Below are 25,776 nucleotides of genomic sequence, written 5' to 3'. Positions count from 1 at the left end.
GTGACGCAACGGTTTTAATAACCTGAATTATTAACCAACTCAATTAATAACTTAAAGCAACAAACTTTACTATGACAAGAAACTTTACATTTCTTCGAAGCGGGGCAATACTATGCTTGCTGTCATTTTGCCTGATGTATCAGGCTTGGGCGCAAGACACCCGCGTAGAAGGCGTAGTCAGGGATGAGCAAGGCCCCATCCCCGGTGTCACGGTATCGGTACGCGGCGGCGCACAAGTGATGACCGATGCAGAAGGACAGTACCGATTGAATGCGTCGCAAAATGCCGTGATTACCTTTAGTTCGGTAGGCTATACGCCTCAGGAGATTACATTATCGGGCCGCCGACCCAATGCCGATGGGGTTTATACGGTTAACGTAGAATTAAGCACGGAAGCTGGTATGTTGGATGAGACCGTGGTGGTGGGCTTTGGTACCCAGCGCAAGGCCAGTCTAGTGAGCTCCATCACCTCCGTCAACCCCGGTGAACTAAAAGGGCCAACCAGCAACCTGACCACCATGATGGCCGGGCGGATATCTGGGATGATAGCTTACCAACAAAGCGGTGAGCCGGGAGCGGATAACGCCGAATTTTTTATTCGAGGCCTCGGCTCGTTCGGGGCGGGTAAAGTCGATCCATTGATCCTGATGGATGGCATCGAATCGTCACCTACAGATCTGGCCCGCTTGCAGCCCGATGACATTGCAGCTTTTTCCGTGTTGAAAGATGCCACGGCCGCTGCGGTCTATGGGGCGCGGGGAGCCAATGGGGTCATTCTCGTGACCACCAAATCAGGTGCCGCAGGCAAAACCAAGTTTAGCTTCCGGGCCGAAAACCGAGTATCATCCAATACCCGTAATTTTAAATTTGCCGACAACATCACGTACATGAACTTGGCTAACGAAGCCGCCTTGACCCGTAATCCGCATGCGCTGTTGCCTTATACGCAGACTAAGATTGATCGTACCGCGATGGGCGATAATCCGTTGTTGTATCCAAGCAACAATTGGATTGACCAGCTCATCAAGGATTACACATACAACCAGGGCTACAACCTCAGTGCGAGTGGAGGAGGGGAACGGGCGCGGTATTACGTTGCCGGCACCTATAATGTAGATAATGGCGTACTCAAGGTAGATGGACTGAACAATTTTAACAACAACATCAAGTTGCTTAATTATTCCATCCGTACCAACATCGATCTCACACTCACCAGTACAACGGAAGCCAGCATCAAGGTGTATGGACAGTTTGACGACTACAGCGGACCGGTGGGAAGTTACGACAACGACGGAAACCGCATCCATGGGGGAAGGCATATTTTCGAGCGGGCGATATGGTCCAATCCGGTCATGTTCCCAGCCGTTTATCCGGCGTCTTTTTCGCCTTATACGGAGCACCCACTTTTTGGCGGGGCAATCACCGGTTATGGTAGTACCACCTTGCTGTCCAACCCCTATGCCGAAATGGTGCGGGGGTACGAAGTATACAAGACCTCCACGCTACAACCCCAACTGGAAATCAAGCAGGACTTGGGTTTCCTCACGGAAGGGCTGTCGGCTAGGGCCATGGGTTACCTGAAACGATATTCCTATTTCAATGTGGTGCGGCAATATAACCCCTTCTATTATTCGGCTTTTCGAAATCCGGTATCCGACGAAATAGAGTTGCGGGTACTGAATGATGGCGGTACCAATTCCATAGGCGCTACTGGGTCGGAGTATCTCAATTACGGTGAGGGCGACAAGAACCTGGATTCGCGGCTGTACATGGAGGCCGCCGTCAATTATGCCCGGCGGTTCGGCGACAAGCATGATGTATCGGGTATGCTGATTACCATCCTCTCAAGCTATCAAACAGGCAATGCAGGGAGCGTACAATCTTCCCTGGAGCAGCGCAACCAAGGGATTTCCGGTCGTTTCACCTATGGATATGACGATCGCTACCTAGTCGAGGCCAATTTTGGGTACAACGGTTCCGAGCGTTTTGCCAGTGGCTACCGTTTTGGTTTTTTTCCATCGTTTGGCTTAGCTTACCGGATATCCAATGAAAAATATTTTGAGCCCCTACGTAATGTCATTGACGATTTCAAGCTACGGGCTACCTTTGGCTGGGTGGGCAACGACCAGATTGGAGAGCGGTCTGACCGCTTTTTCTACCTGTCCAATGTGAATCTCAATGATGGCGGCTATGGAGCAGTATTTGGTGAAGAGTTTCGCTATGGCCGTCCGGGGGTATCCATCTCGCGCTATGCCAATCCTTTGATTACCTGGGAAAAATCCGAGCAGATTAACCTGGGTATGGATTTGACATTATTCAATAGATCGACCGAGCTGATTGTGGATGCCTTCCGGCAGCGGAGGTACAACATCTTGGAATGGCGCTCGGAGATCAGCTCCACCATGGGGCTAATGGCTATACCCCAAGCCAATACGGGCGAGGCCGAAAGCCGGGGGGTGGATGCCTCCATCAATTACAACAACAGTTTTTCCAGCAATTGGTGGACCACCCTGCGGGGCACTTTTACATATGCCACCAGTAAGATGCTTAAGAAAGATGAACTCGACTATCCAGAGCACATGTCCTATCTCTATCGTAGAGGTTATCCAGTCAAGCAGGTCTTCGGCCTTATTGCGGAGCGCTTGTTTGTGGACGATATCGAGGTGGCCAATGCTCCCCAGCAATTCGGAGAATATATGGGTGGGGATATCAAATACCGCGATATGAATGGCGATGGGGTGATCACTACCAATGATATGGTTGCCCTAGGGTATCCTACCACACCTGAAATCACTTATGGTTTTGGCGGTACAGTAGGCTACAAGGACTTTGACATCAGTGTATTTTTTCAGGGATCGGCCCGTTCTTCATTCTTTATCAGGCCAGATAATATTTCGCCTTTTGTCATCAATGGAAGGGCGCAAAACGGTTTACTGGATGTAGTGGCCAATAGCCATTGGTCCGAGGAGAACCGGGATATTTATGCCTTTTGGCCGAGGTTGAGCGATCGATTTATCGAAAATAACTACCTAACCTCCACCTGGTGGATGCGTGATGGAGCGTTCCTGCGGCTGAAAAATGTCGAGATAGGATACAATATCCCTACGAAAACCGCTTCCCGCTGGGGATTGGGCAGGCTGCGGGTGTATCTGAGTGGATCCAACCTGTGGGTATGGAGTAAATTTAAGATGTGGGATCCGGAAATGGGTGATAGAGGGATTGGATATCCCGTACAGTCGGTGTACAACATGGGCGTACGGGTAGATTTATAATGGAGCAGATGATTCAAACAAATAAAGGAGAATCGAAGATGATGAAACAAAAGATAACAAGGAAAGCTGCGGCCGTGTTTATCGCATTGGCGATGTTTGCCGGGCAATCCTGTGATAGCTATTTAGATGTGGTGCCCGATAATGTATCCACGATTGAGCATGCCTTCAGGCTACGCAATGAGGCAGAGAAATACCTCTTTACCCTGTATTCTTATTTGCCCGCGGATGGAAGTGTGCAAGGGACCAACAGCAATATCGGCATGTTGGCTGGCGATGAGATCTGGATACCCTACCGAACCAGCCTAATTAACCTAGGCTTTGATATCGCCCGGGGTAGCCAGCAGGTCACAAACCCTTTTATGGGATCTTGGACGCGAATGTACCAAGGTATCAGGCACTGCAATATATTTTTGGAAAACGTAAGCGATCCGACTAAAGTGCGCGACATGCAGGACACTGAGCGCAGGCGTTGGTTGGGCGAGGCTGAATTTCTTAAAGCCTATTTCCATTATTACCTACTGCGAATGTATGGGCCGATCCCGCTTATCCGTGAAAACCTAGGCATTGATGCCAATAAAGAGGAAATCGCTGTGCCGCGCGATCCGGTGGATGAATGTGTGGATTATATCGCAGACCTGTTGGATGTTGCTGCGGAAAAGTTGCCAGTTCAAATCGCTGACCGGACCACGGAAATGGGGCGGATTACCCGGCCTACGGCATTGGCCATAAAGGCCAAATTGTTATTGATGGCGGCCAGCCCGCTTTTCAATGGCAATACCGATTATGCCAACTTCCGCAACAAGGATGGGGAGCAGCTGTTTAACCCTACGTATGATGAGGCCAAATGGGAACACGCAGCGCAAGCAGCCAAGGCGGCAATTGATGTTGCAGAACAGGCTGGACATGCACTCTTTTTTATGCCTACGACCTCATTTGGCCTTTCGGATACGACCATGATTGAGCTTGGCCTTCGCCAAGCGATATGCGAGCGATGGAACCCCGAGCAAATCTGGGCCAATTCGAACAGCACAACGGTCGACTTACAGCTCCAAGCCATGCCTCCACTGGCCGCTGATCATAACCACAACAATGCCCGAAAGATATTATCCCCTCCATTGAAGATTGCTCGGCAATTCTACACGCGTAATGGCGTACCTATCAATGAAGATAAGACGATGAGCTTCTTGGATGACACGGAGTTGCGCACTGCCACCTATGAGGAACGTTTCTATATCGCCGAGGGTTTCCAGACTTCGCGCCTGCATTTTGATCGGGAGCCGCGTTTCTATTCCAGCCTGGCTTTTGACGGGGCGGTATGGTATAAATACGACAGTCCCGGCAATTCGGACGAAAATACGTTTGTGGTACGGAGTAAACGGATCGACTATGCAGGCAGTACCCATGCATTCCACCATAATGTAACCGGATATTTCATCAAGAAACTAATCGATTGGAACCAAACGATGAGCTCCTCTGGAGCTACCTACAAAGCCTATGCTTGGCCACAGGTGCGCTTGGCCGACCTCTACCTGATGTATGCAGAAGCCCTTAATGAGTTAAATGGGCCGGACAATGCCGAGGCATTTGTTTACCTCGATAAAGTACGCGCCCGGGCCGGTTTGGAAGGAGTGAAGGAGTCGTGGATGAATTTCTCCAATAACCCATCCAAATTTGCGACAAAAGATGGCTTTCGCGAAATTATCCACCAGGAGCGGCTTATCGAGCTGGCTTTTGAAGGGCATCGGTTTTGGGACTTGCGCCGTTGGAAAAAAGCCGCAGCCTACCTGAATGCGCCTATTACAGGTTGGAATATGCTGGGCGAAAATGCGGTGTCGTACTACCAAATCAGCACAGTATACCAGCAGCAGTTTGTTGCTCCACGTGATTATTTCTGGCCATTGTCCGAGAACGCGGTTATACAGAACCAGAATCTGGTACAAGCACCGGGATGGTAATCGATTAATAGTTTACATAATGATATGATCATGAAGACATATAGCTACATATTTTTTATAACGGTTGCCACCATGCTCCTCGTTTCCTGCGCGGAAGACGGGCTGCGACAACCCTTGGAACACAATACCGAGGCACCGGATGCAGTGAGCAACGTCCACATAGAAAACCTGCCGGGAAAAGCCCGCATATCCTACACGTTGCCCGGCCAGCAGGATCTGCTCTATGTGAAGGCCACCTACACCCTCGCCACAGGCAGGGAAATGGAGGTCAGAGCATCCTATTACAACAGTTCGCTACTGGTGGAAGGCTTTTCCGATGAAGCTGAGCACGAGGTCACCTTGTATGCCGTGAACCGGAGTGAGGTGGCTTCCGCACCAATAACAGTGACCATCAGGCCGCAGGAGTCTCCCATTTGGGAAATTTTCCGGAGCGTTAGTACGCGCCCCGCGTTTGGCGGCATACGCGTGGATGCCGATAATCCGACACGCGAGGATGTCGCGATTTTGGTGATGGGAAAAAATGAATATGACGAATGGGAAATCCATCAGAATAGCGTCTACACGGCTACAGATTCCATTGCCCACACCATCCGCGGTATGGATACGTTAGATCGGCCATTTGCCTTTGTCGTGCGTGATCGCTGGCTCAATTATACCGATACGTTATATACCAACATCAAGCCGTTGTATGAGACCACCATTCCGAAGTCGGGCTATGCAGGAAGAAACCTCCCCGGTGATGCACCGCACCATCCCTCCACCGCGATGACAGGTATGTGGGATGGCGAATTTATCAACTGGTCTGGTCTATACATGACGCAGAATGCCCATCCCGGACCCCACGTCATTACTTTTGATGTAGGGCAATTGGCCAAGCTTAGTCGCATTGTTGTTTGGGATTATCCCGAATATTATAGTAGTGGAGGTTATGGTCGGACGTATTACTATCTCGGTAATCTCAAGGAGTTCGAAATATGGGGATCGAATGACCCACCCACCGACGGTAGCTTTAATAACTGGCATCTATTGGGTCGTTACAATGCCGTCAAACCCTCGGGGTTGCCTTTTGGAATACAGAACGACGAAGATTACCAGACAGCCAATGCCGGTCTCAGTTGGGAGTTTGATGTTGATGCGCCTAAAGTGCGGTACCTACGTGTTCGGAGCACCAGAAACTGGGGTGGTACCACCTATATGGCCATCTCGGAGATTCAGGTCTATGGCGACCCTAGATAATTAGATGATGGATTTATTTAAGCAAGAGACTATGAACTTATATAAACTGATCACAAGGATAGCTCCAGTTTGGGCGATTCTGGTGGCAATGGCAGCAGGCGGATTCCTAGCCTGCTCCAAAATGGATGATTACAAGAAGTACACGGTAGAGGGAGAGGTTTCCTATACCGGCAAAGTGGATTCGCTGAAAATCTATTCCGGCAAGAACCGAGTGCTAGTGGAGGGTTTGTTGTCCGCCGACCCTAAAATAATCGAATGCCGTATCTTTTGGAACAGCCGGAATGACTCGATATCTGTACCGATTACCCGGTCAGGAAACATCGATACGCTGCGGGTGTTGATTGAAAACATAGAAGAAAACGTCCACAATTTCGAAGTCGTGACCTATGATCGCGAAGGCAACAAATCGATTACCGTGAATAGGATTGGAACGGTATATGGGGAACGTTATCAAGCATCTCTATACAACCGGCCAATCAACCAGCATTTGCTAACTGCTTGGGATACCGTATTTTCGGTCATATATGGCAAAATGGACTTGACCAGTGGCGTGTTTGCCACCGAGTTGGTCTATACAGACGTGGATAATGCCGAACAAACCGTTATATTGCCTATTTCCAGGGATAGCGTCTTGACCACAGATTACAAGATAGGGACGCCCTTTAAACACCGGAGCTGGTTTCTGCCCGATACGCTATGTATCGATACGTTTTATACCGAATACGCCACAGTGCGCCCCAATATCAATTTCTTTCGCAACCTGGGGTATCCTTTTCAGCGTTCATCCAATAGCGGTCGCTGGGGTATCCTATCCGACTGGATAACCAATGATGCGGCAAAGAACGTCAATGGATACGGCGGACACGACACCAATACCGGCACGGGGGTCCTTTCTTTCGAGGCGGGTTGGGGTACGCCGCAGATCCACAATGGCAAAATCTATCAAACGGTAATTTTGCCTCCTGGTAAATATATTTTCGATATCGAGTTTAACCGGAATGCCGGCGACGTGGCTAATCCTGCCAATAACGTGGTGTATTTCTTGGCAGCTGAAGGGGATACCTTGCCTAATGCCGCGGAGGTGCCTGCGGAATCCATTGCTTTTGAAGAGCTGAATTTTGTGGAACCCTCACAGTACCGCATCAGGCGTTTCGAGTTCACAATAACAGAAACGAAGCAGGTGTCTGTTGGGTTTGTATGCAATTATGCTAGTGATGCCGATCAATTTTTCAACGTACGGGGGATCGCTTACTCGCGGGAGGAACTTGAGTAAAGTCATTTAATCAATTTTTTAAATAACATTTAACCCTATGTAACATGAACAGAAAAAAGAAGTATCAATCCATTGCTGGAGCCCTGTTATTGGGCGCGTTCTCCCTGGCTTCGTGCAGCAAGCAAGACAGCACGGAGCTAGTGGATACAACGCACCTTAATGCCGCAACCCTCACAACCGAGGCGATGCAGTCGGTCATTTTCGATACCCAGCCTGTATTCATCATTGGATCATCCCGGGCTTCGTATGATGTGGAGATTACCGGCAATGGTGGGGGTAGCATTACCGAGCGGGGCATCTGTTGGGGGCAAGCACCTGATCCGACCGTTGACGGGCCAAAAATAACACATGGCCAGGCCGGTATGGGCAAATATAGGTGTAACATCACCGGACTTTCCGAACGAACCGACTATTACATCCGGGCCTATGCCATCGACGCTGCCGGGGTGAGCTACAGCGATAACATCCCGTTTCGCACTATCGGTCAAGGAAATGTGACCTATACCTTTAATCAGGCAGCTAATCCCACACCGGCGCAGCTGGAGGCCTATGCACGATTGCAAATAGCCATCGATAGTGCCGTATGGTATGCCAACAATTACACCTCAGCTACCAAGCATGTATGGGTCAACTATGACCCCAATGTACCGACCGCCGATGCCAACAACGAAGGCTGGATGCGGTTCGGCGCCAATGCCGGTTTCCAAAACCTGCGAACCATGCTGCATGAGATGAACCATACCTTTGGCACAGGCACCACCAGTTGGTGGTGGAATACGGCCATTTCAGCGGGGAAGTATCAACCGGTTAACGCCAACGCAGTGTTGAAGCGCATTACCAATGATGATGCCGCTATATTAAGCGGGGATAGCCACCATTGGTGGCCTTATGGCCTAAATCAAAATTCCGAAGTAACTTCTAGTTGGGATTTTGTATATAATTGTTTAATCATTGAGGCCATGCGTAAAGATGGGTTGACGCATAGCGGGACTTACATACCTTAAAGAGGCTGCTTTTTATCGCTAATAAGTTTCGCCCTGTGCGCGAGTCCGCTTGGAGTTGGCTTCGGAGCCAACCCTTAATTAACCCATAAAGGATATAAAAATTGCCCATGAACAAGGACATTCCATTTTTAGTAAGCGTATTGACAGTATGTGTTTTAATCGTTTCAGCCCAGCACGAACAACGTGATCAAGTAAGAAAATACACGAACGAAGGATACCGATTGGTATGGTCCGACGAATTCAATGTCGATGGACCAGTTGACCTATCAAGCTGGGGTTTTGAAAAAGGTTTCGTACGCAACGAAGAAGACCAATGGTACCAAGAGGACAATGCATATTGCAAGGACGGCCAGCTCATCATCGAAGCGAGGAAGGAAGGCAAGCCCAACCCCACTTATGAGCGAGGTAGCGCCCATTGGGGGCGCTCACGCCCGGATATAGCATATACCGGGGCATCCATTAATACGCGAGGCAAACACAGCTGGCAATACGGGCGTTTTGAAATGCGGGCGCGGATACCCATAGGCGATGGCTTATGGCCGGCCTTTTGGACCTTGGGGGTTAATGGGCAATGGCCATCCAATGGGGAAATCGACATCATGGAGTATTATGATGGAAAGATTTTGGCCAATATTGCGTGTGGTACCCAAGAGCGGTGGAAAGCAGCATGGTATAGCGAAACGAGGGCGGTGGCTGATTTAGGTGGGGCTGAATGGGCATCGCAGTTTCACACTTGGCGGATGGACTGGGATGAAGAGGCGATAGCCTTATACATGGATGACGTGCTGTTAAATAAGGCGCCTTTAGCCAACTTGGTCAATAAAGATGGAACCGGTATAAATCCATTCAAACAGCCGCATTACATCTTGCTGAATTTTGCATTGGGGGGCATAAATGGTGGTGTTATCGATGATAGCTTATTGCCTGCAAGCTATGAAATCGACTATGTAAGGGTTTATCAAAAAGATTAACGGTTGTTGATTATTGACTAATTCATCCCTTGTATACCTACCAACGATTTTGATTATAGCCGTTCCTAAATAACGAGTTTATTCCCGTTGCACATTGACTTACTATTAAACTGATTTTAAATTTATGGCCGATGCTACGATGGTAATGGATAATGGATTGCCTATTTATGCATCCAATCTATGGTTGAGTATCCCTAACCCACGCCCAAATATCGTTCGTATTTCAGCATAACCACGGCTGCATAACCGACTTTTATTCGGCCATGCAGCTTAAATAACAAAAAAATTACAGAATATTGAATGTCCGCATTAAATATTAATTTAATTTTTACATTTGCTTAATAACTAACATAATTTAATATCCATCCATTATCCTACCCTAGACATGGATTTTAAAGTGAGCAGTCCATTAAACGATAAAGAATTACTCGATTTGTGTAAGTCGGGTGACAGGTCTGCTTTCAAGTTCATTTATGATAAGTACTGGCTTACTTTATATTCCTTTTCGCTCCGACTTGTCTGCGATGAGCAGGAGTCAGAAGACATCATTCAGGACGTGTTTATTATCCTCTGGAAAAAAAACCTGGAATCGGAGATATTGAATCTTTCTGCCTTTCTATATAAATGCACCCGCAATCGGATATTGAAGTATTTTGAGAAATCTAAAAGCCGCACGAACTATATCGACAGCTTTTCGTCGTTTCTTGAAACAGCGACACCTTCCTTGGACCTCGAAATTCTTGCCAATGAACTGGAACGAGCATTCGAAAAAGAAAAATCGTTGTTGCCGGAAAAAATGCGGGAAATTTATACGCTTCGCGAGCAAGAATATTCATATAAAGAAATAAGCGACCTACTAAGCATTTCTGAGAATACCGTCCGCAAACAGCTAAACAATGCTAGGAGAACACTAAAAGCAAAATTAAGCTCCTTCTTCACTATTTTTCTATAAATCTCCTTACCACCTACTACTTTTTACTACGGTATCGTTCTTATAAGAAGAAAAAGAACGATATGAATCGTAAAAAAGCCGAAGAGCTACTTCACAAATACAACAACGGGCATTGTACAGAAGTAGAGAAAGCGCTCGTGGAAGCATGGTTTCTGGAATATGCCAATAAAAACAGCGCGGAACCTACGCAGGAAACCACGGAGGAGCTTCAATCTCATATCTGGGATCGGATTGATCGGGCGACCTCCGGCCGCAGGACCAACAACCTGATCCGGTTTATCCCTTATGCCGTCGCGGCATCGGTCCTTTTGGCGATTGGCGTCTACTATTTCCCCACCCCGGCGGACCATCCCAATCCAACCGTAGGAGATAACACCATCACCATCGGCAAGAAGAACGGCCGGTTTGTATTGGATGGTGGAGACGAAATTATATTGGATGAGCTTCCGAATCCAGAAATCATCGCCGAAAAAGGAGTCATTGTCAAAAAGGATTCCACAGGGGATGTTTATTTGGTTGTTGAGGAGAGTCCGTCGGCTCAATTCAATGTCTTCCGGACAGAAAAAGGTGAAGAGCTGATGATCGAATTAGCAGACGGCTCGCGGGTATGGCTCAATGCTGAGTCTGAAATCCGGTTCAATGCTGATTTTTTGAACCAAGGGTACCGCGAAGTCTACCTCACGGGCGAAGGGTATTTCGATGTCACATCCAACAAAGACAAGCCCTTCAAGGTCATCAGCAATCACCAAGAGTTGTTGGTTTTGGGTACCCGGTTTAACGTATCGGCTTACCCCGAAAATCAAAACATAGTTTCCACGCTGGTGCATGGCGTTATCAAAATAGATGACACGATCCTACATCCCGGCCAACAATCCACACGCAATGCTGAAGGCGCCATCGCCATCGAGGGGGTCGATACGGAAGAATTTGTTTCCTGGAAGGACGGGTATTTTACATTCAACGGCAGTTCCATCCAAGACGTTATGGCAAAGCTGAGCCGGTGGTATGACTGCGAGGTGGAATACGACGGGACCATCAGCCAAGAGAAAATAATTGGCACTATTTCCAAGAAGAAAAACATTGAGGATGCACTGAAAACGTTACAAAGAACAGGCATTTTCAGGTTCAAAATTGAGGGAAGGAGGGTAATCGTAATGACCTAAATGAAAACAAAAAAGAGTTATCCCAATGGAATGGGATAACTCCAAGTACAATGTAAATAACTTAAAATTAAGCTATTAATTAACCGCCGGATTAGTTGGCGCTAATCCGATCAATTAAAGGAATTCAAATGTACAGAATTTTACCTTACAAACCGTTAAGGTGCCCACGAAAGCTGTGTCTGATCGGCAAACCGATTAAACTAATTTGCACATTCGTGCTCTGCATCAATATTCAACTGTTCGCCGGTTATGGACAGACCGTTCAGCTTGATGTCAAAAACTCAAACCTGGCTGGAGTCCTGCGGGAAATCAAGAAGCAGACAGGATATGATTTCATATTAACCGGCGACCTCTTGACCAAATCTCGGCCTGTTACCATAAAGAGCGAAGGTAAATCGCTTAAAGAAGTACTGGACTTGATTTTTGCCGATCAACCGCTTTTGACCTATGAGCTGGCCGACAAAGACATTATCATTTCTGGCAAGACCGATCCGGCAGGCAGAAGCAACAGCAATCAGCAGCGTATGCTGACAGGAACGGTATTAAATGAAGCTGGAGCACTGCTGGAAGGTGCCTCAGTGCGTATAAAGCATACGCAAATCGCCGCGAAGACATCATCAGATGGCCGGTTTCGGCTTACCGCGCCAAATGAGCAAACGGCGACCCTGGTGGTCACCTATCTCGGCTACAAGACCAAGGAACTCGCTGCATCGGACGGCATCATCATCCGCCTGGAACCGCAGGATCAAACGCTGGAAGAAGTTGTCGCTGTTGGCTACGGCACCGTTAAACGCAGGGACTTGACGGGCTCTGTGGCTTCAGTAAACATGGAAAAAGTCAGGGACGTCCCTTTTACCAGTATTGACCAGGCCCTTACCGGACAAGCGGCCGGCGTACAGGTGGTACAGGCCGATGGTTCTCCGGGAGGGGTGGCGAAGATACGTATTCGGGGCGGCACATCGTTGATGGGAGGAAACGACCCGCTGTATATTATCGACGGTGTGCAGGTAACGGTGCAAAACCGGTATGCGGAGAGTTCGGCTGAACTGGTAAACCCGATTGATAATTTTGGCAGTGATAGCCGAAACAGTGCGGTATCCGGGTCATTTGCCCGTGGATTGAATAGCCTCGCCGGACTCAATATCAACGACATCGAGTCGATCGATATCCTCAAAGATGCGTCGGCAACGGCCATCTATGGTTCTCGGGCAGCTAATGGTGTGGTGATCATCACCACCAAACGGGGCAAGAAAGACCAGAAACCAACGCTGGAAGCCAATTACTACCATGGCTTCAGCGTGGAACAGCCGCTGCAAGTGCTCAGCCGCGATCAATACCTGATGGTGATGCGCGAGGCCAATCAAAACCTTTATAATGCCATGCTCGCCTCCGGCAATCCAATCACTGAGGAGCAGCATCAGGACTTTAATAACCGGTTGAATGACCCTAATTATTACGGGACGGCCAATACAAGCTGGCTTGACTACGTGACCCGCACCGGCCAGGCAGATAATGCTGACCTTTCTATCCGTGGTGGTGGCAACGCCTCGCGGTATTTCATCTCGCTGGGCTATAACGGAACCAAAGGTACGGTGGAGGGCACAGATTTTACCCGGATGACGGGAAAAATAAGTTTAGACAACGACATAACTGATAAGCTACGTATTCTGGGTACACTTAATTATGGTTATACCGTTAATAATATCACCAATGGTTTGTATACCCAATCCCTGTTTGCGCCGCCCACCTACCCGGCTTACAACGAGGAAGGTGGTATTTTCCGTTATTCGGGAAGCACGCTGGGTGGATCCGACTATCAAGGTTTCCAAAACCCGTTGGTTTTACTCAATGGCATCAATCGAGCCCGTACAAACGCATTGTTGGGATCCGTATCCGCTGAATATCGAATACTTCCCTCCCTCACGTTCAGAAGCATCGCATCCATTAACTACAATAGCGTGCACCAGCGCAACTATGCGCCCAGCGATGTCCTGATCACGGCTTCGAACGGCGTGGGGAGTTCTAACTTTGGTACCGGCTTCCAGGCGCAATCCGAAGATACGGATGCTTTTTTCGAGAATACACTCACTTGGGAACAGGAGCTAGGCACCGAGCATCGCATCAATGCAGTAGTAGGTACCACGTGGCAGAAGACACGAATGCAGCGTTTTGGGGTGACTGCGCAAGGGTATCCCGATGATAATGTGCTGAACAATCTGTCGTCTGCCAGTTTGGTGACTGCAGCTGAAGGCGTCAGCGGTCAAAATTCGCTCCTCAGTTTTTACCTGCGTGCCAACTATGCCTTCAAGGAGCGTTACCTGTTTACGTTTACAGGACGTTCGGACGCGTCATCCAAGTTTCCGCTGCAAAACCGTACAGGGTATTTCCCTTCGGGGGGTATTGCCTGGCGCATATCGGATGAGCCGTTCATGCAGTCGGCCGAATGGCTGAACGAACTGAAACTGCGTGCCAGTGCCGGTTATACCGGCACACAGAACATCGGCGATTACATGTTCTATACTCTTTTCAGCCCCTACGCCTACGGAGGCGCAAATGCCATGGTTCCCACCCAGCTGGGGAATAGCAATATCAAATGGGAGTCTACCTTACAAAAGGATGTCGGTATCGACCTTTCGCTCTTCCACTCCCGCTTCATGTTGAGTGTCGGGCTTTACGAGAAGCAGACCAATGATATCCTTTTCACTACGAATGTGGCACCGAGTTCGGCATATAACAGCGTCATTGCCAATTTGGCGAGTATCCGCAATCGGGGATTGGAAATCGATTTTCGTACCACATTTGTAGACAAACCGGCATTTTCCTGGATAGGCGCCTACAACATGTCGTTCAATCGGTCGCTGGTCACGAATGTCAACCGCGATTTCACCAATCCGGCAAACGCGAACGAGTTCAACCTAGGCAACGCCATCATCCGCGAGGAACAGCCAATAGGACTGCTGTATGGAAAAGTGTTTGAGGGGATCATTCAAAATGAAGAACAAGCTGAAGATTATCGTGAGCGATATGTGCTTCATACCTATTTCGATCCGTATTTGGGAGTCGGCGACCCGATGTACCGGATTTCGGAGGGGGAAAATTTCCACGACAATAATGTGATCGGCTATGCCGAACCGAAGTTTTATGGTGGCTATTCCAATACGTTGCGCTATAAAGGGCTGAGCTTGATTACCCTTTTTACATTCGCCTATGGTGGTGATGTATTGTACCTCGGAGATATCCAAAATCAGAGTGTGGGCAACCGTGCCAACAAAACCACAGACGTCCTGAAACGCTGGACACCCGACAATCCGTCGGCAACCCGTCCGCGCCTGATCTACGGTGGAAATTCGACGACCTACACCAGTAGCAGTGCGGTGTACGATGCTTCGTTCTTCAAACTCCGGACGATGACCCTGACTTATCAGCTTCCGAGCAGGATACTGCAGCAGTGGAGATTGCCAAATGCGACGGTTTATGGATCCGCCACCAATGTGTTTACCATCACGAATTATCCCGGTGCAGATCCGGAAGTGAGCAACGATCCGTATAGCTTGATCAATGGAACAAATGATCCGGGAACCTATCCGGCTGTACGTCAGTATACTATCGGTTTTCGGTTTGGACTTTAAAACTAATGAATCATATGAAGCGTTTACATTACATCATCATACTCAATGCATCGGTACTTTTATCGAGCCTCCAATCCTGCAACAGGGAATTGAACGCATTGCCCGAAAATGCCTTGGTGGATGCCAATGCCGTCAGGGACGAAGTTACCGCCCGGGCAGCACTGAATGGTGCATACTATCGGTTTGCCAATGTGGCCGGTTCCAATACCACCACCTGGTCCGTTAATGAACGGTTGCCCGGTCAGTTGGCGGGCTACCTGATCTATGGATACGGAACAGGCGCCAGTTCGCCTGAGGGTAACAACATGCTGGGATCTTACACAACCTATTGGTCTTATGCCTACCAGATCATCAACACTGCGAACGCCGTTATCCAAGGAGTTGAACAATTGGCGGGAGGTCAGATTGAGCAGCATGCCCGGGTGTCTATCACAGGTGAAGCCCGCTTCCTGCGGGCTTACGGGCATTTCAAGTTGCTGAGCTATTACGGACAATGGTTTGATCATGCCAGCCCCTACGGGGTGCTGATCCGCGAGGAGCCTACCCTATTGGGCAATATACCCAAAGCACGCAGCAGTGTGGCGGATAGCTATGCTTTTATCCTTGCCGATCTGGATGCGGCGGCCGCTGAGGCGCCCGATGAACTGGCGGCCTATTATGCCAATAAGTGGGCAGCCAAGGCGCTGAAAATACGGGTATTGATGTGCCGCGCACAGGCGGGCGACTATCAGGAAGCTATCCGACTCGCCGATGAAATCATCACCACAAGCCCCTATGTGTTGGAACCCCAAGTACAAGACCTCTTCCGCAGCAAAGGGCTAAACAGCAGTGAGGTGATCCTGGGTATTCAGCCGCAACCCAATCAGGTGGAGTATCCTTATAACCGAAGCAGGCAGTTCTATCCCGGCGCATCGGCATTGTACTGCGCTACCGGAGCCTTTCATGAGCTTTTGGCAGACGACCCAAGGGATTGGATGGTTGGTTCTTTTCGTGAAGCCAATGCCAATTATTGGTTTACCAAGTATATCCCTGAAGAGGGCGTGCCTACGGAAGTCTCAGAAACAAGCTACGCGCTGCGGCTCACCGAGGTGTACTTGCTGAAGGCCGAGGCAATTTTGCGTTCGGGTGGAGATCCGGAAAGCGCGAAGACGATACTCAGACTGATTGGACAACATGCAGGTCTGACGGATTTCAGCGAGTTGGACAGCATGGATGATCCGGAAGACCTGTTGCTGTATACGTATTATGAAACCGTCAAATCGCTCCTCGCCGAGGATGGGCAGGAATGGCTTGCCCTGTTGCGTCTGCCATTTGCAACGGTTCAGCAACTAAGACCCGGTATCGTGAGCGATATACAGTACATCCTGCCGGTTCCGCCTGATGAGTTCCGGTATAATCTGGAATTTGGCGAGCAAAACCCGGGGTATGAACGGGAATTTTAGAAATTGTCGCTTGTAATACAAGAATGGAATTTTTTACGAAGAAAGTAACGAATATGAACATCAAATGGTTCTGCACAGTCATGAGAAAGAAACTAATCGCCGCTATCGGCTTTTTGACAGCCACCTGCATGCTCAATGCACAAGAAAAGCCTTTTACTATCAACGGACATATCACGGGAAAAACAGCTACTTACATTTATCTGATGTATGGAAATGTAGGCAATCGCGTTATAGATAGCGCACTGATCAAAAATGGGGAGTTTGTGTTCGATGGAATGTTAGATGGGCCTGCTCAGGCTACTGTCATGATTGACAAAAACGGTCGTAGCTATGACAAATATGCCCAGCTATACATCGAGCCAAGTAAGATGCAGGTTTCGGTGGACTATAACGACTTCACGGATGAGGGCATCGTACTTACGGGCTCTTCCGTACAGGTGGAAGCGGATATGCTCAACAAGGCCAAAGCACCCATCATGGCGAAACTGAAACCGCTGCGGGAAGCCTATGATAAAGCCAACGGCGCCTATATCGAGGCCCGGAGAGTCGGCAAGGACGAAGCCACGCTGGAGACACTGAAGGCGGTCGCCGAAAGAGAAAGGGAAGCGATGAATCCCTACTTTGCACAACTAAGCGAAGTGGAGCGGGAGTTTATGGACAAATACCCTTCTTCTTATGTAACCGCTTCCATATTGCGCTTCCAAATCGCCCGTATGCCCTTAAACGAGGGAAAGGATCGTTACGCCAAACTGGCGGACGGCGTAAAGAATAGCGCGCTGGGTAAAGACATCAAAAAGGAGTTGGATGAGCTACAGGCTGGATCCCCGGGAGCCGAGGCCTATGTATTTTCATCCGAGGAGTTGAGCGGCGGGAAGCTGAGCCTTGCAGACTACCGCGGCAAGTATGTGCTGCTTGACTTCTGGGCCTCCTGGTGTGTCCCCTGCCGCAGGGGCAATCCACACCTGTTGGAGTTATATTCAACATACAAAGACAAAGGCTTTGAGATCATCGGTATATCGGATGACGACAGCAACCAGGCGGCATGGAAAAAAGCCGTAGACGAAGATAAAATCGGCGTGTGGAAACATGTGCTGCGTGGCTTGAAAAGGACCTCGGATGGTGGTTTTGATCGCAGCGCATCGATTTCGGACCGATATGGGATTTCCACGCTGCCTACTAAGATACTGGTAGACCCCAATGGCATCATCATCGGTCGATATGGTAGCGGAAGCCAGGATGATGAAGCGATGGACAAAAAACTGGCCGAGCTATTCGGGTCGTAATTTGATAATTAACTAAAATATTCACTTATATCCCTAATCAAAAACATGATGATGTATAACAATAAGAAATCGATTTTTTGTGTCCTGCTCTCGCTGTTTGCAGTAGTTGGAGCCCATGCCCAGAAAACCCGCGTGAAAGGCAATATCGACGGGCTGGAAGACACGCAGATTACCGTCAGTTACCGGCAAGGTGATACCACCAAATCGGATACGGTATACACGAAGGGGGGGCGGTTTACCTGGCAGGCCGAAATGCCGGAGCCGCAGAAAGTATACCTGAAGTTCCCTGCTCGGTATTTCGAGTTCTTCGCCGAGCAAGGTGCAATCAAGATCAAAGGAAAGGCCGATGCGATCAACGAACTGAAAGTCAGTGGATCCAGCGTACAGGACGAAGCCGATGCATTTGCGCGTTCGCTGAAGGACCTGACCGACCAGCAATCGCCGCTCTACCGGCAGTACGGAAAGGTCAGCCCGGAAGAACAGCTTGCAATCGAGGAGAAATTGGAAGCCATCCGCGCCCAACGGCGTGAAAGGACTCAACAATACATTGCGGCTCATCCGAAAAGCGCCTTCAGCACTAGTCTCGTGGCAGACCGTGCAGTGATGGGCGATTATGAAGATATAAAATCAATGTACGGTCTCTTGGACGCTTCCGCCATCCAGACGGCGGCCGGCAAGCAGCTTACCGAACGACTGGACGTACTGAAGCGCAGCTCGATAGGTTCCACGATGCTCGATTTTACCCTGCCCGATACCTCAGGTGAACCCGTACGCTTTTCGGACTTCAAGGGCAAGTATGTGCTGGTGGATTTCTGGGCCAGCTGGTGTGGGCCTTGCCGTGCTGAAAATCCCAACGTCCTGAAAGCCTATGACCGGTATAAGGACAAGAACTTCACCGTGGTTGGCATATCTTTGGACGAAGATGGTGAAAAATGGAAAAAAGCCATCCAGGAGGACGGCATGCCCTGGGCGCAGGTCTCTGACCTGAAAGGCTTCCGTAACGAAGTGTCTACCTATTATGGGATACAGGGCATCCCCAGCACGTTGCTGGTCAATCCCGAGGGAAAAATCATTGCAAAGAACCTACGGGGGGAAATGCTCCAGAAAAAACTAGCAGAACTTTTTAATTGATCGATACCATGAAAAAGACAATCCTATCAATCACGTTGCTCGCCGTAGCCCTATCGGGTTCGGGGCAGCAGCCGGGCCTTACCGTCACGGCGCACATTAAAAACCTGCCCGCAGACCAATGGGTGTACTACCGCGAACAGGGCGGCAACGATCGGCGCGATTCGGTGAAAACCGAACTGGGCGGATTTTCTCTGTCCATCCCGATCGCCCCCGGCGAAGGCAATATGTACTTGTTCAGCATCGGGCGCAACTACCGAGACCCGAATTCAACGCTCAGCCTTTACCTGGATCCGGGCAACCTGAGCATCAACGGCGACGGCCCGTTGTTTAAGGACGCAGCACTGTCCGGAAGTCCTTGGGTGGAAGCGTATAGCGATTTCGTTGCCACCACCCGCGACAAAGAAGCCGAGGCAATATACCAGAAGGCGAATGAACTATACAGCGAGCAGGACACAGTAGCGCTGAAAGCCCTCCAGCCCGAGCTTGATCGCTTCTCGGCCAAGCGGCAGGAAAAAACCATTCAATGGATTAAAGGCCATCCCGCGTCTCCCATCAGCGCATGGGCTATCCGCATGGAACTCCGGCAGCTGGATATCGATGAGCAGGAAAAGCTACTGGATGGGCTGGATGAGACGGCCAAAAACAACACGCCTGCCAGGGACCTGGCCCAACGCATCGCGGGCATTAAAGCGACTGCCGTAGGCCAGTCCGCACCCGATTTCACGCAAAACGATCCCGACGGCAAGCCGGTATCCCTGCGCGACTTCCGCGGCCAATACGTGCTGATCGACTTCTGGGCGAGTTGGTGCGTACCCTGCCGCAAGGAAAATCCGCATGTAGTGGCCGCTTACAAAAAATTCCAGGACAAGAACTTCACGGTGCTTGGTGTTTCGCTCGACAATCCCGGCAAGAAAGCCGACTGGCTGGCAGCCATCGAAAAGGACGGCTTGCCCTGGACGCAGGTATCCGACCTGCAGGGATGGAACAATGCTGTGTCCAAGCAATACGCCGTGGGATCGATCCCGGCCAACTTCCTGGTCGATCCCAACGGTAAGATCGTTGCAAAAAACCTTCGAGGCGAAGCATTGGAAGAAACACTTGCAGAAATTTTAGACAAATGAAGAATACCCCATTTTACTGCGCACTGGTGCTATGGCTAGGCTATGGCTGCGCGTCAAACACACCGAATGACACATACATACTGACCGGCAAGCTGGAGGGCATTCCCGAAGGAAGCGTCAAACTGATCCGCTCGGACCCCACGGACCGCAGCAGCCATACCGTAGACAGCGTGGCCTTTGAAGGTGGCCGATTTACGCTGCAGGGCACCATCACGCAGCCCGAGTTGCTTACACTCACCATTGAACCGGGCAACTGGTCTTTCCCTGTTTTCGTTGAGCCCGACAAACTGACCGTGGAAGCCGATACGACTGACGCCAAACATTATGATTATTCTGCCTATGGTGGGGTCGTCGGTGCGACTATCACGCAATATGCGGTGAGCGGCTCAGCCAACCAGGATATCCTTACCGCCTTCGAGAATGACCCCCAGCATGTAAGGTTCAAACAGCAATTTGAGTTATTTAACAAACAATATGAAGCCGCCGCTGATCAGGAAACCAGAGAGGCCGTCCGTGCCCAGATACAACCCCTTTCCCAGAAAAAAAATCAATGGGAAATCCGTTGGATAGACAGCGTGGTGGCCGCCAATCCGAAACAGGCCGCCGGGGCCTACCTGTTGGGAAACTACCACACGTTCAACGAATCGATGTCGTTGGAGGAGCTGGAACGCCTATTGGCCACCTTCCGGGCGCCGGCCGATACCTCGGTTTATGTCAAGCGCTTGACCTCCGCTGTGGAAAAAAGAAAGACCCTCCTGCCGGGGAATGTAGCGCCTGACTTTACATTGCTTACGCCGGACAGTACTGAATTCACGCTGTCGTCCCTGCGGGGCAACTACGTGCTGCTCGACTTCTGGGCTAGCTGGTGCGTGCCGTGCCGGCAAGCCATCCCGCATTGGAAGGAAGTATACGCCAAGTACCACGACAAAGGATTAGAAATCGTCGGCATCACCAACGATTCCAAGTGGTCGGACTGGTTCAAGGCCCTGGAAGCCGAGCAGATGCCCTGGATCCAGGTGGCTGATGAGTTCCCAAGAAAAAACATGCCGGCCCGGGTGGGTGAACTGTACATGACTCCCTACTTACCTACATACATTCTGCTGGATAAGGGGGGAAAGATCATCCTGTATAAAGCCTCGAAGGACGAAATTGACCAGGCGCTGGCAAAGGCAATGTCCTAATAGATGGAATAGATGGGGTGTAATGGTTGAACAAACGATACAAGCCATTCTGGTACGACACGGGAACCCCTACTTTTTTATTGAAATTACTAAATACGGAAGCCATTCTGGAGACGGTGCCAAAAGACCGAATCAGTGTGTCAGACACGTTTACCAACAGGCAGCCCATCGGGCGGATGGATGCAATCGCCTTTCTCGCCCGTCCCCGTTGCAAACGGGGACGATAAAAGTTAGTAACGGAAATCTGTGCACCCGGTAGCCTCAGGTCAAATGAAAATGGTATTTTTGTTTCTTAATTTTATAGTCTTTTACCATGGAAATCACATCGTTTTTGCCAATTATCGCGATTTTTATTTCAGCCACTGTATCCTTTTACTTTTGGGAGCGCAAAAGATTCATAAGCCGCAAGGAAGACCCGCTGGGCTGCTACAAACCGCACATTGAGTTTAACGAAGGTGATCCTCAGTTTGCTGAATTTTTCCGTAGCCAGTATAAGTTAAATTCGTTCCAAAAAGAAACCGGAATAAAAACGGGTGGCCGCCTCTCGAGAGTCTAATGTAGTTGGAAAAAGGTAAGTGAGCTTCAGTGCAGGTATAGTTCGCATAATTTTTCCAGTTGACGCCGAAATGCTTAGATTTATAATTCCATGTTCAAGCTGAGTTTTACTTTGGATATAATTTCAACCACATCAACTCCGTAGTAGCCTCCTTCCATATGGCACAATATCCCTTCTTCAAAATCAACTGAGTTTATCCGGTTACCTAGTTCGTTTCTTAGATAATCCATTACATCCCCTGGAGCGATGGCCATTTGCCCTTGAAAATCCCTGCAGTGTTGAAAAATGTACACAAGATCTTCAAAATCCTTGCTCATCCTGTAGTCGCCCTTTCCCCGCGACAGGAAAGCCTCCCATTTCGAAGCGACAAAATAGGGTAGCGAAAAAATCAAAACTTCTGTACCATCGTAGAGCATCCTTGGCACTGCTTGCCGGAAAGCATCGGGATACCAACGATTGCTAAAGCCGATTACAGATGAGTCAGTAGGCATGATATCCACTATTATCCCGTGTACACGATATCTACACAGTACGCCTGATTCCACATCATTTACGAAGCCGATATCCCTGAGACGTTCGTCTATTTGCGCATATCCCGCATAAGAAGCAAGTTCAATCACTACGTCCACGTCATCTGTTGGTCTGATGTGTTCGGCAACGATGGGTTCAGAAGCATACAGTGATACCGTAGCACCGCCTACGAATACATACGGCTGTTGCAATCCTTCAAGTATCCGGGATACGGCACTTATTCTTACTAGGTTTTCATGCATGTATTTTATTTCCTATCAGGTTTTTAAGTTGTTTTATGGCGATTTCCTTTTCCCGCACCTTTCCTATGCGCATCACATCTATCAATGCCAGTAGGTCGTACATCTGTTCATCCTGCAGCGCCACGTCTACTGCATTCGGGTAAAGTGGCGATATTGATTCTCCTCTTGCATTTCCCTGCATATGTGGCCATACCACGATTCCACTCCCCACTATCTGCGACGACATTACAGGCGCAGAAAACGCAGTGGGTACGCCCTTTGCCATTGGCCCCTTTTCTGGAGGAAATATATAGGGCAGACCATACCGTATAAATTCAAGTAATGCGTTGCGCATCACCTTGCGTTTCGTGTGGTCTATTAGACCAGCTGTGGCAGAGCGATTGAGTGAGTAGCTGATTTCTGCTTGACTTATTTTCAGCGCATCAGACAAATCCTTGCTCATCCATGTACCTTCGGTAATTGCTATCTTGAGCAAAACAGCAATATCATGAGGGCGCATCCCTTTGTGTTGCTTCATAAACCAAATATCGCAAATAATTCACAATTCACAAATCATGAATTATGAATCGATGTTAAAATATTACGATTTCCTCTTAAACCCTTGTATATATCTACACAGCATCGCCGAAGGATTATTCCCCTTCCGGTCGAAGATTTCCTTACAAACGTGTCCGCATTCCGCATTATTCCTGTCATGGATATACACATCCCTCACTGACGATTCATTTGGTTGCCGGATGAATTCGATGGCGTAAAGCATGACCAGGCCGACTTCTTTTTCGCTGGGATGGTAGGCGACATATTTTGGCCATGGGTAGTTTTTTATCAACTGCTCGTCTGCGGCATGTTCGAATAATACATCGATGTGGATACGCATGATCACCAGGTCGCACAGCATGGCGTCAACCGAAGCGGTATATCCAATTCGAGGAAGGATTTTGCTAAATCTGCCGCTTAATCTGCATTTTGTCGTGCACCCGCTGCACGGGCGCTGTAAATCCATTTGGAAATGTATGTTTACATTTGTAACCAGTGAATAGTGATCAAATGAAGAGACAGCCTATTCGGCACGCTGACTGATGACCAATATGATAGATATACAATGGAGCCTTTTCCTTTCTGGCGATAAAACCGCCTTCGAGTACATCTATCGGATGTTGCTACCTCCCTTGTATGAATATGGCATGCGTAAGGTAGGAGATGAAGCGCTCGTTAGAGACGCTATTCAGGATATTTTCGAACAGCTATGGGAGGGACGTGGAAAATTAAGCCAAATATCCCGCCCAAAGCACTATCTGATGGTAGCCCTAAAGAATCGCTTGCTCAATGCACAGCTGAAGGAAGGTAAGTTGAGTCCTATAACGTATAAAGAAGAATTTGCCCTGCAGTTCAATCTGGAAAACCAGATCATCAAAAATGAAGAAGATAATAGACGGGCTCAACAAATTATCCGCGCCCTAGATCAGCTGACGCCCAAACAGCGCGAGGTCATCTATCTTCGCTATTTCGAAGAGCTTAGTTACGAGGAAATTGCAACGCTTACTAACATCTCGGTGAAAAGCCTCTACAAATTGAACCATCGCGCTATTGAATCGCTTAAGGAATTTTTGTCGATGCCAAAAGCTGATATTGTTCTGCTCTTAACATTTGTCAAAATGTTATATTCGAACTACTAACCCCTTATTTTTCTTCCTGCTAAGTGTATTAATTTTTTTGCAAAAAAAATAAAAATTTCATGGGGTAAAATGAACTCTTGAATTGTCTTCCTTTTAACATGGCCTTAATGATGGGTAAATATTGTGATTATACAATCTTCGATTTTTTGGACGATCCCGACTTTATGTCGCACCTGAAAAATCCTGACCTGGACTCCGCATTGACCTTGCGAGACTGGCGTGCATCGAATCCACCTAATGCAGAGGCTTACGATAACGCACGATTAGTTGCTGAGCGTCTATTGTCGGTAGCGCGTATAATTCCTTCGGATCAATTTACGGATGCACTATATGCCGATATAGACACGGCCATCGCTAGTCGTGCGGAGACCCGCAAAAGAATCCGTCGTTATGCCCGGATTGGAAGTGCGGCAGCGGCGTTCGTTGGATTTTTTTTGGGTATCCTATGGTATGTACAGGCTACCGTCACGATCAGTACGGGAAACGGAGAGATCAGATCAGCAACGCTGCCAGATAGTAGCATCATACACCTCAATGCAAATTCTTCCGTCACGTACCGTCGTGCTTGGCAGTGGTTTGACAGGAGAGAAGTGTATACCACGGGCGAGGTGATGCTCAACGTCAAGCATTTGAATGTAGATCCAAGTAAGAAGGCCGCATCAGGTCTATTTACCGCCTACTCGGGAGACCTAGCCATCGACGTGCTTGGTACTACATTTAATATCAAAAACCGCGATAATAGCATTACAGTTTCGCTACTAGTAGGAAAAATCAAGCTACGGGATAGAAATGCGCCTACAGACATACGAACTTTAGTTGCCGGCGACGAGGTACAGTATCAATTGGGTCGGCTCTCCCAGGTGTTACCGGTAGGCGAACCGGTTCGTCAATCTACGTCCTGGACCTCGCGCAATATGGTGGCGGTAAATCTTTCGGTTGCTGAGATGATCCAAGAATTCCGACACCTGTACGGACAGGAAATCGTAGTGCGAGACACAGCCTTGCTGAACAAGCGCATAGATGGCCGTGTGTCACTCAGCTCCCGAGAGAGTATTTTATATTCCTTAGCCAATATTCTTGAAGCGCGAATAGAGACCAAAGGAGATACGATAATATTGAATAGCAAATGACTACAGAACTGCAACGATAAATAACCAA

The 25,776-nt window shown here is 48.9% G+C and carries 21 protein-coding genes; 18 read left to right on the top strand and 3 right to left on the bottom strand.

Annotation, left to right across the window (positions count from 1 at the left end; translation table 11 throughout):
• The first annotated feature begins 71 nt into the window (after positions 1–71).
• The 16 genes from NF543_RS01660 (at position 72) to NF543_RS01585 (ending at position 22,169) form a co-directional block, all read left to right on the top strand.
• Complete coding sequence (locus tag NF543_RS01660; RefSeq protein WP_257666345.1) at positions 72–3,272, top strand: SusC/RagA family TonB-linked outer membrane protein; 3,201 nt, start codon at positions 72–74, stop codon at positions 3,270–3,272.
• A 41-nt stretch (positions 3,273–3,313) separates the two neighbouring features.
• Positions 3,314–5,227 (top strand): RagB/SusD family nutrient uptake outer membrane protein, encoded by a 1,914-nt coding sequence (locus NF543_RS01655; protein ID WP_257957424.1) that lies wholly within the window; start codon positions 3,314–3,316, stop codon positions 5,225–5,227.
• Between the two features lie 30 nt (positions 5,228–5,257).
• Positions 5,258–6,463, top strand: a complete 1,206-nt coding sequence (locus NF543_RS01650) for a DUF5000 domain-containing lipoprotein (RefSeq protein WP_257666343.1) — start codon at positions 5,258–5,260, stop codon at positions 6,461–6,463.
• 31 nt (positions 6,464–6,494) lie between these two features.
• Positions 6,495–7,736: a DUF4998 domain-containing protein gene (locus NF543_RS01645; protein WP_257666342.1), complete on the top strand. Its 1,242-nt coding sequence runs from the start codon at positions 6,495–6,497 to the stop codon at positions 7,734–7,736.
• Positions 7,737–7,780: 44 nt separating this feature from the next.
• Complete coding sequence (locus tag NF543_RS01640) at positions 7,781–8,740, top strand: hypothetical protein (protein WP_257666341.1); 960 nt, start codon at positions 7,781–7,783, stop codon at positions 8,738–8,740.
• Positions 8,741–8,847: 107 nt separating this feature from the next.
• Complete coding sequence (locus tag NF543_RS01635) at positions 8,848–9,711, top strand: glycoside hydrolase family 16 protein (protein ID WP_257666340.1); 864 nt, start codon at positions 8,848–8,850, stop codon at positions 9,709–9,711.
• Positions 9,712–10,096: 385 nt separating this feature from the next.
• Entirely contained in the window at positions 10,097–10,663 is a 567-nt protein-coding gene (locus NF543_RS01630) for an RNA polymerase sigma factor (RefSeq protein WP_257666339.1), read from the top strand.
• A 62-nt stretch (positions 10,664–10,725) separates the two neighbouring features.
• Complete coding sequence (locus tag NF543_RS01625) at positions 10,726–11,826, top strand: FecR family protein (RefSeq protein ID WP_257666338.1); 1,101 nt, start codon at positions 10,726–10,728, stop codon at positions 11,824–11,826.
• Positions 11,827–11,954: 128 nt separating this feature from the next.
• Positions 11,955–15,455, top strand: coding sequence for a SusC/RagA family TonB-linked outer membrane protein (locus NF543_RS01620; protein ID WP_257957423.1), 3,501 nt, complete (start codon positions 11,955–11,957; stop codon positions 15,453–15,455).
• 14 nt (positions 15,456–15,469) lie between these two features.
• Entirely contained in the window at positions 15,470–16,897 is a 1,428-nt protein-coding gene (locus NF543_RS01615; RefSeq protein ID WP_257666336.1) for a RagB/SusD family nutrient uptake outer membrane protein, read from the top strand.
• 80 nt (positions 16,898–16,977) lie between these two features.
• Complete coding sequence (locus NF543_RS01610) at positions 16,978–18,180, top strand: TlpA disulfide reductase family protein (RefSeq protein WP_257666335.1); 1,203 nt, start codon at positions 16,978–16,980, stop codon at positions 18,178–18,180.
• Between the two features lie 48 nt (positions 18,181–18,228).
• Complete coding sequence (locus NF543_RS01605) at positions 18,229–19,311, top strand: TlpA disulfide reductase family protein (RefSeq protein ID WP_257957422.1); 1,083 nt, start codon at positions 18,229–18,231, stop codon at positions 19,309–19,311.
• Positions 19,312–19,319: 8 nt separating this feature from the next.
• Positions 19,320–20,432, top strand: coding sequence for an AhpC/TSA family protein (locus NF543_RS01600; protein WP_257666333.1), 1,113 nt, complete (start codon positions 19,320–19,322; stop codon positions 20,430–20,432).
• Positions 20,429–21,613 (top strand): TlpA disulfide reductase family protein, encoded by a 1,185-nt coding sequence (locus tag NF543_RS01595; RefSeq protein WP_257666332.1) that lies wholly within the window; start codon positions 20,429–20,431, stop codon positions 21,611–21,613. The genes NF543_RS01600 and NF543_RS01595 overlap by 4 nt, the downstream gene beginning before the upstream one ends.
• Positions 21,614–21,639: 26 nt before the next feature.
• Positions 21,640–21,840: a hypothetical protein gene (locus NF543_RS01590; protein ID WP_257666331.1), complete on the top strand. Its 201-nt coding sequence runs from the start codon at positions 21,640–21,642 to the stop codon at positions 21,838–21,840.
• A gap of 86 nt (positions 21,841–21,926) precedes the next feature.
• Positions 21,927–22,169, top strand: coding sequence for a hypothetical protein (locus NF543_RS01585; protein ID WP_257666330.1), 243 nt, complete (start codon positions 21,927–21,929; stop codon positions 22,167–22,169).
• 80 nt (positions 22,170–22,249) lie between these two features.
• On the opposite strand, the gene NF543_RS01580 is transcribed toward NF543_RS01585, so the two are convergent.
• From NF543_RS01580 to NF543_RS01570, 3 genes are all read right to left on the bottom strand, one after another.
• Positions 22,250–22,942, bottom strand: coding sequence for a nucleotidyl transferase AbiEii/AbiGii toxin family protein (locus NF543_RS01580; protein WP_257666329.1), 693 nt, complete (start codon positions 22,940–22,942; stop codon positions 22,250–22,252).
• Positions 22,935–23,459, bottom strand: coding sequence for a hypothetical protein (locus tag NF543_RS01575; protein ID WP_257666328.1), 525 nt, complete (start codon positions 23,457–23,459; stop codon positions 22,935–22,937). The genes NF543_RS01580 and NF543_RS01575 overlap by 8 nt, the downstream gene beginning before the upstream one ends.
• A gap of 63 nt (positions 23,460–23,522) precedes the next feature.
• Positions 23,523–23,840 (bottom strand): DUF4943 family protein, encoded by a 318-nt coding sequence (locus tag NF543_RS01570; RefSeq protein WP_257666327.1) that lies wholly within the window; start codon positions 23,838–23,840, stop codon positions 23,523–23,525.
• A gap of 190 nt (positions 23,841–24,030) precedes the next feature.
• Here NF543_RS01570 and NF543_RS01565 point away from each other — a divergent pair, with 190 nt between their 5' ends.
• A complete protein-coding gene (locus tag NF543_RS01565) occupies positions 24,031–24,618 on the top strand; it encodes an RNA polymerase sigma factor (protein WP_257666326.1) in 588 nt (195 codons plus the stop codon).
• Positions 24,619–24,725: 107 nt separating this feature from the next.
• Positions 24,726–25,748 (top strand): FecR family protein, encoded by a 1,023-nt coding sequence (locus NF543_RS01560; protein ID WP_257666325.1) that lies wholly within the window; start codon positions 24,726–24,728, stop codon positions 25,746–25,748.
• Positions 25,749–25,776 lie beyond the last annotated feature (28 nt).

This window comes from Parapedobacter tibetensis, assembly GCF_024704835.1.
GTDB classification, from domain to species: domain Bacteria; phylum Bacteroidota; class Bacteroidia; order Sphingobacteriales; family Sphingobacteriaceae; genus Parapedobacter; species Parapedobacter tibetensis.
The sequence above is the reverse complement of the archived record's forward strand: the minus strand, read 5'-3'. Positions and strand labels throughout refer to the sequence as shown.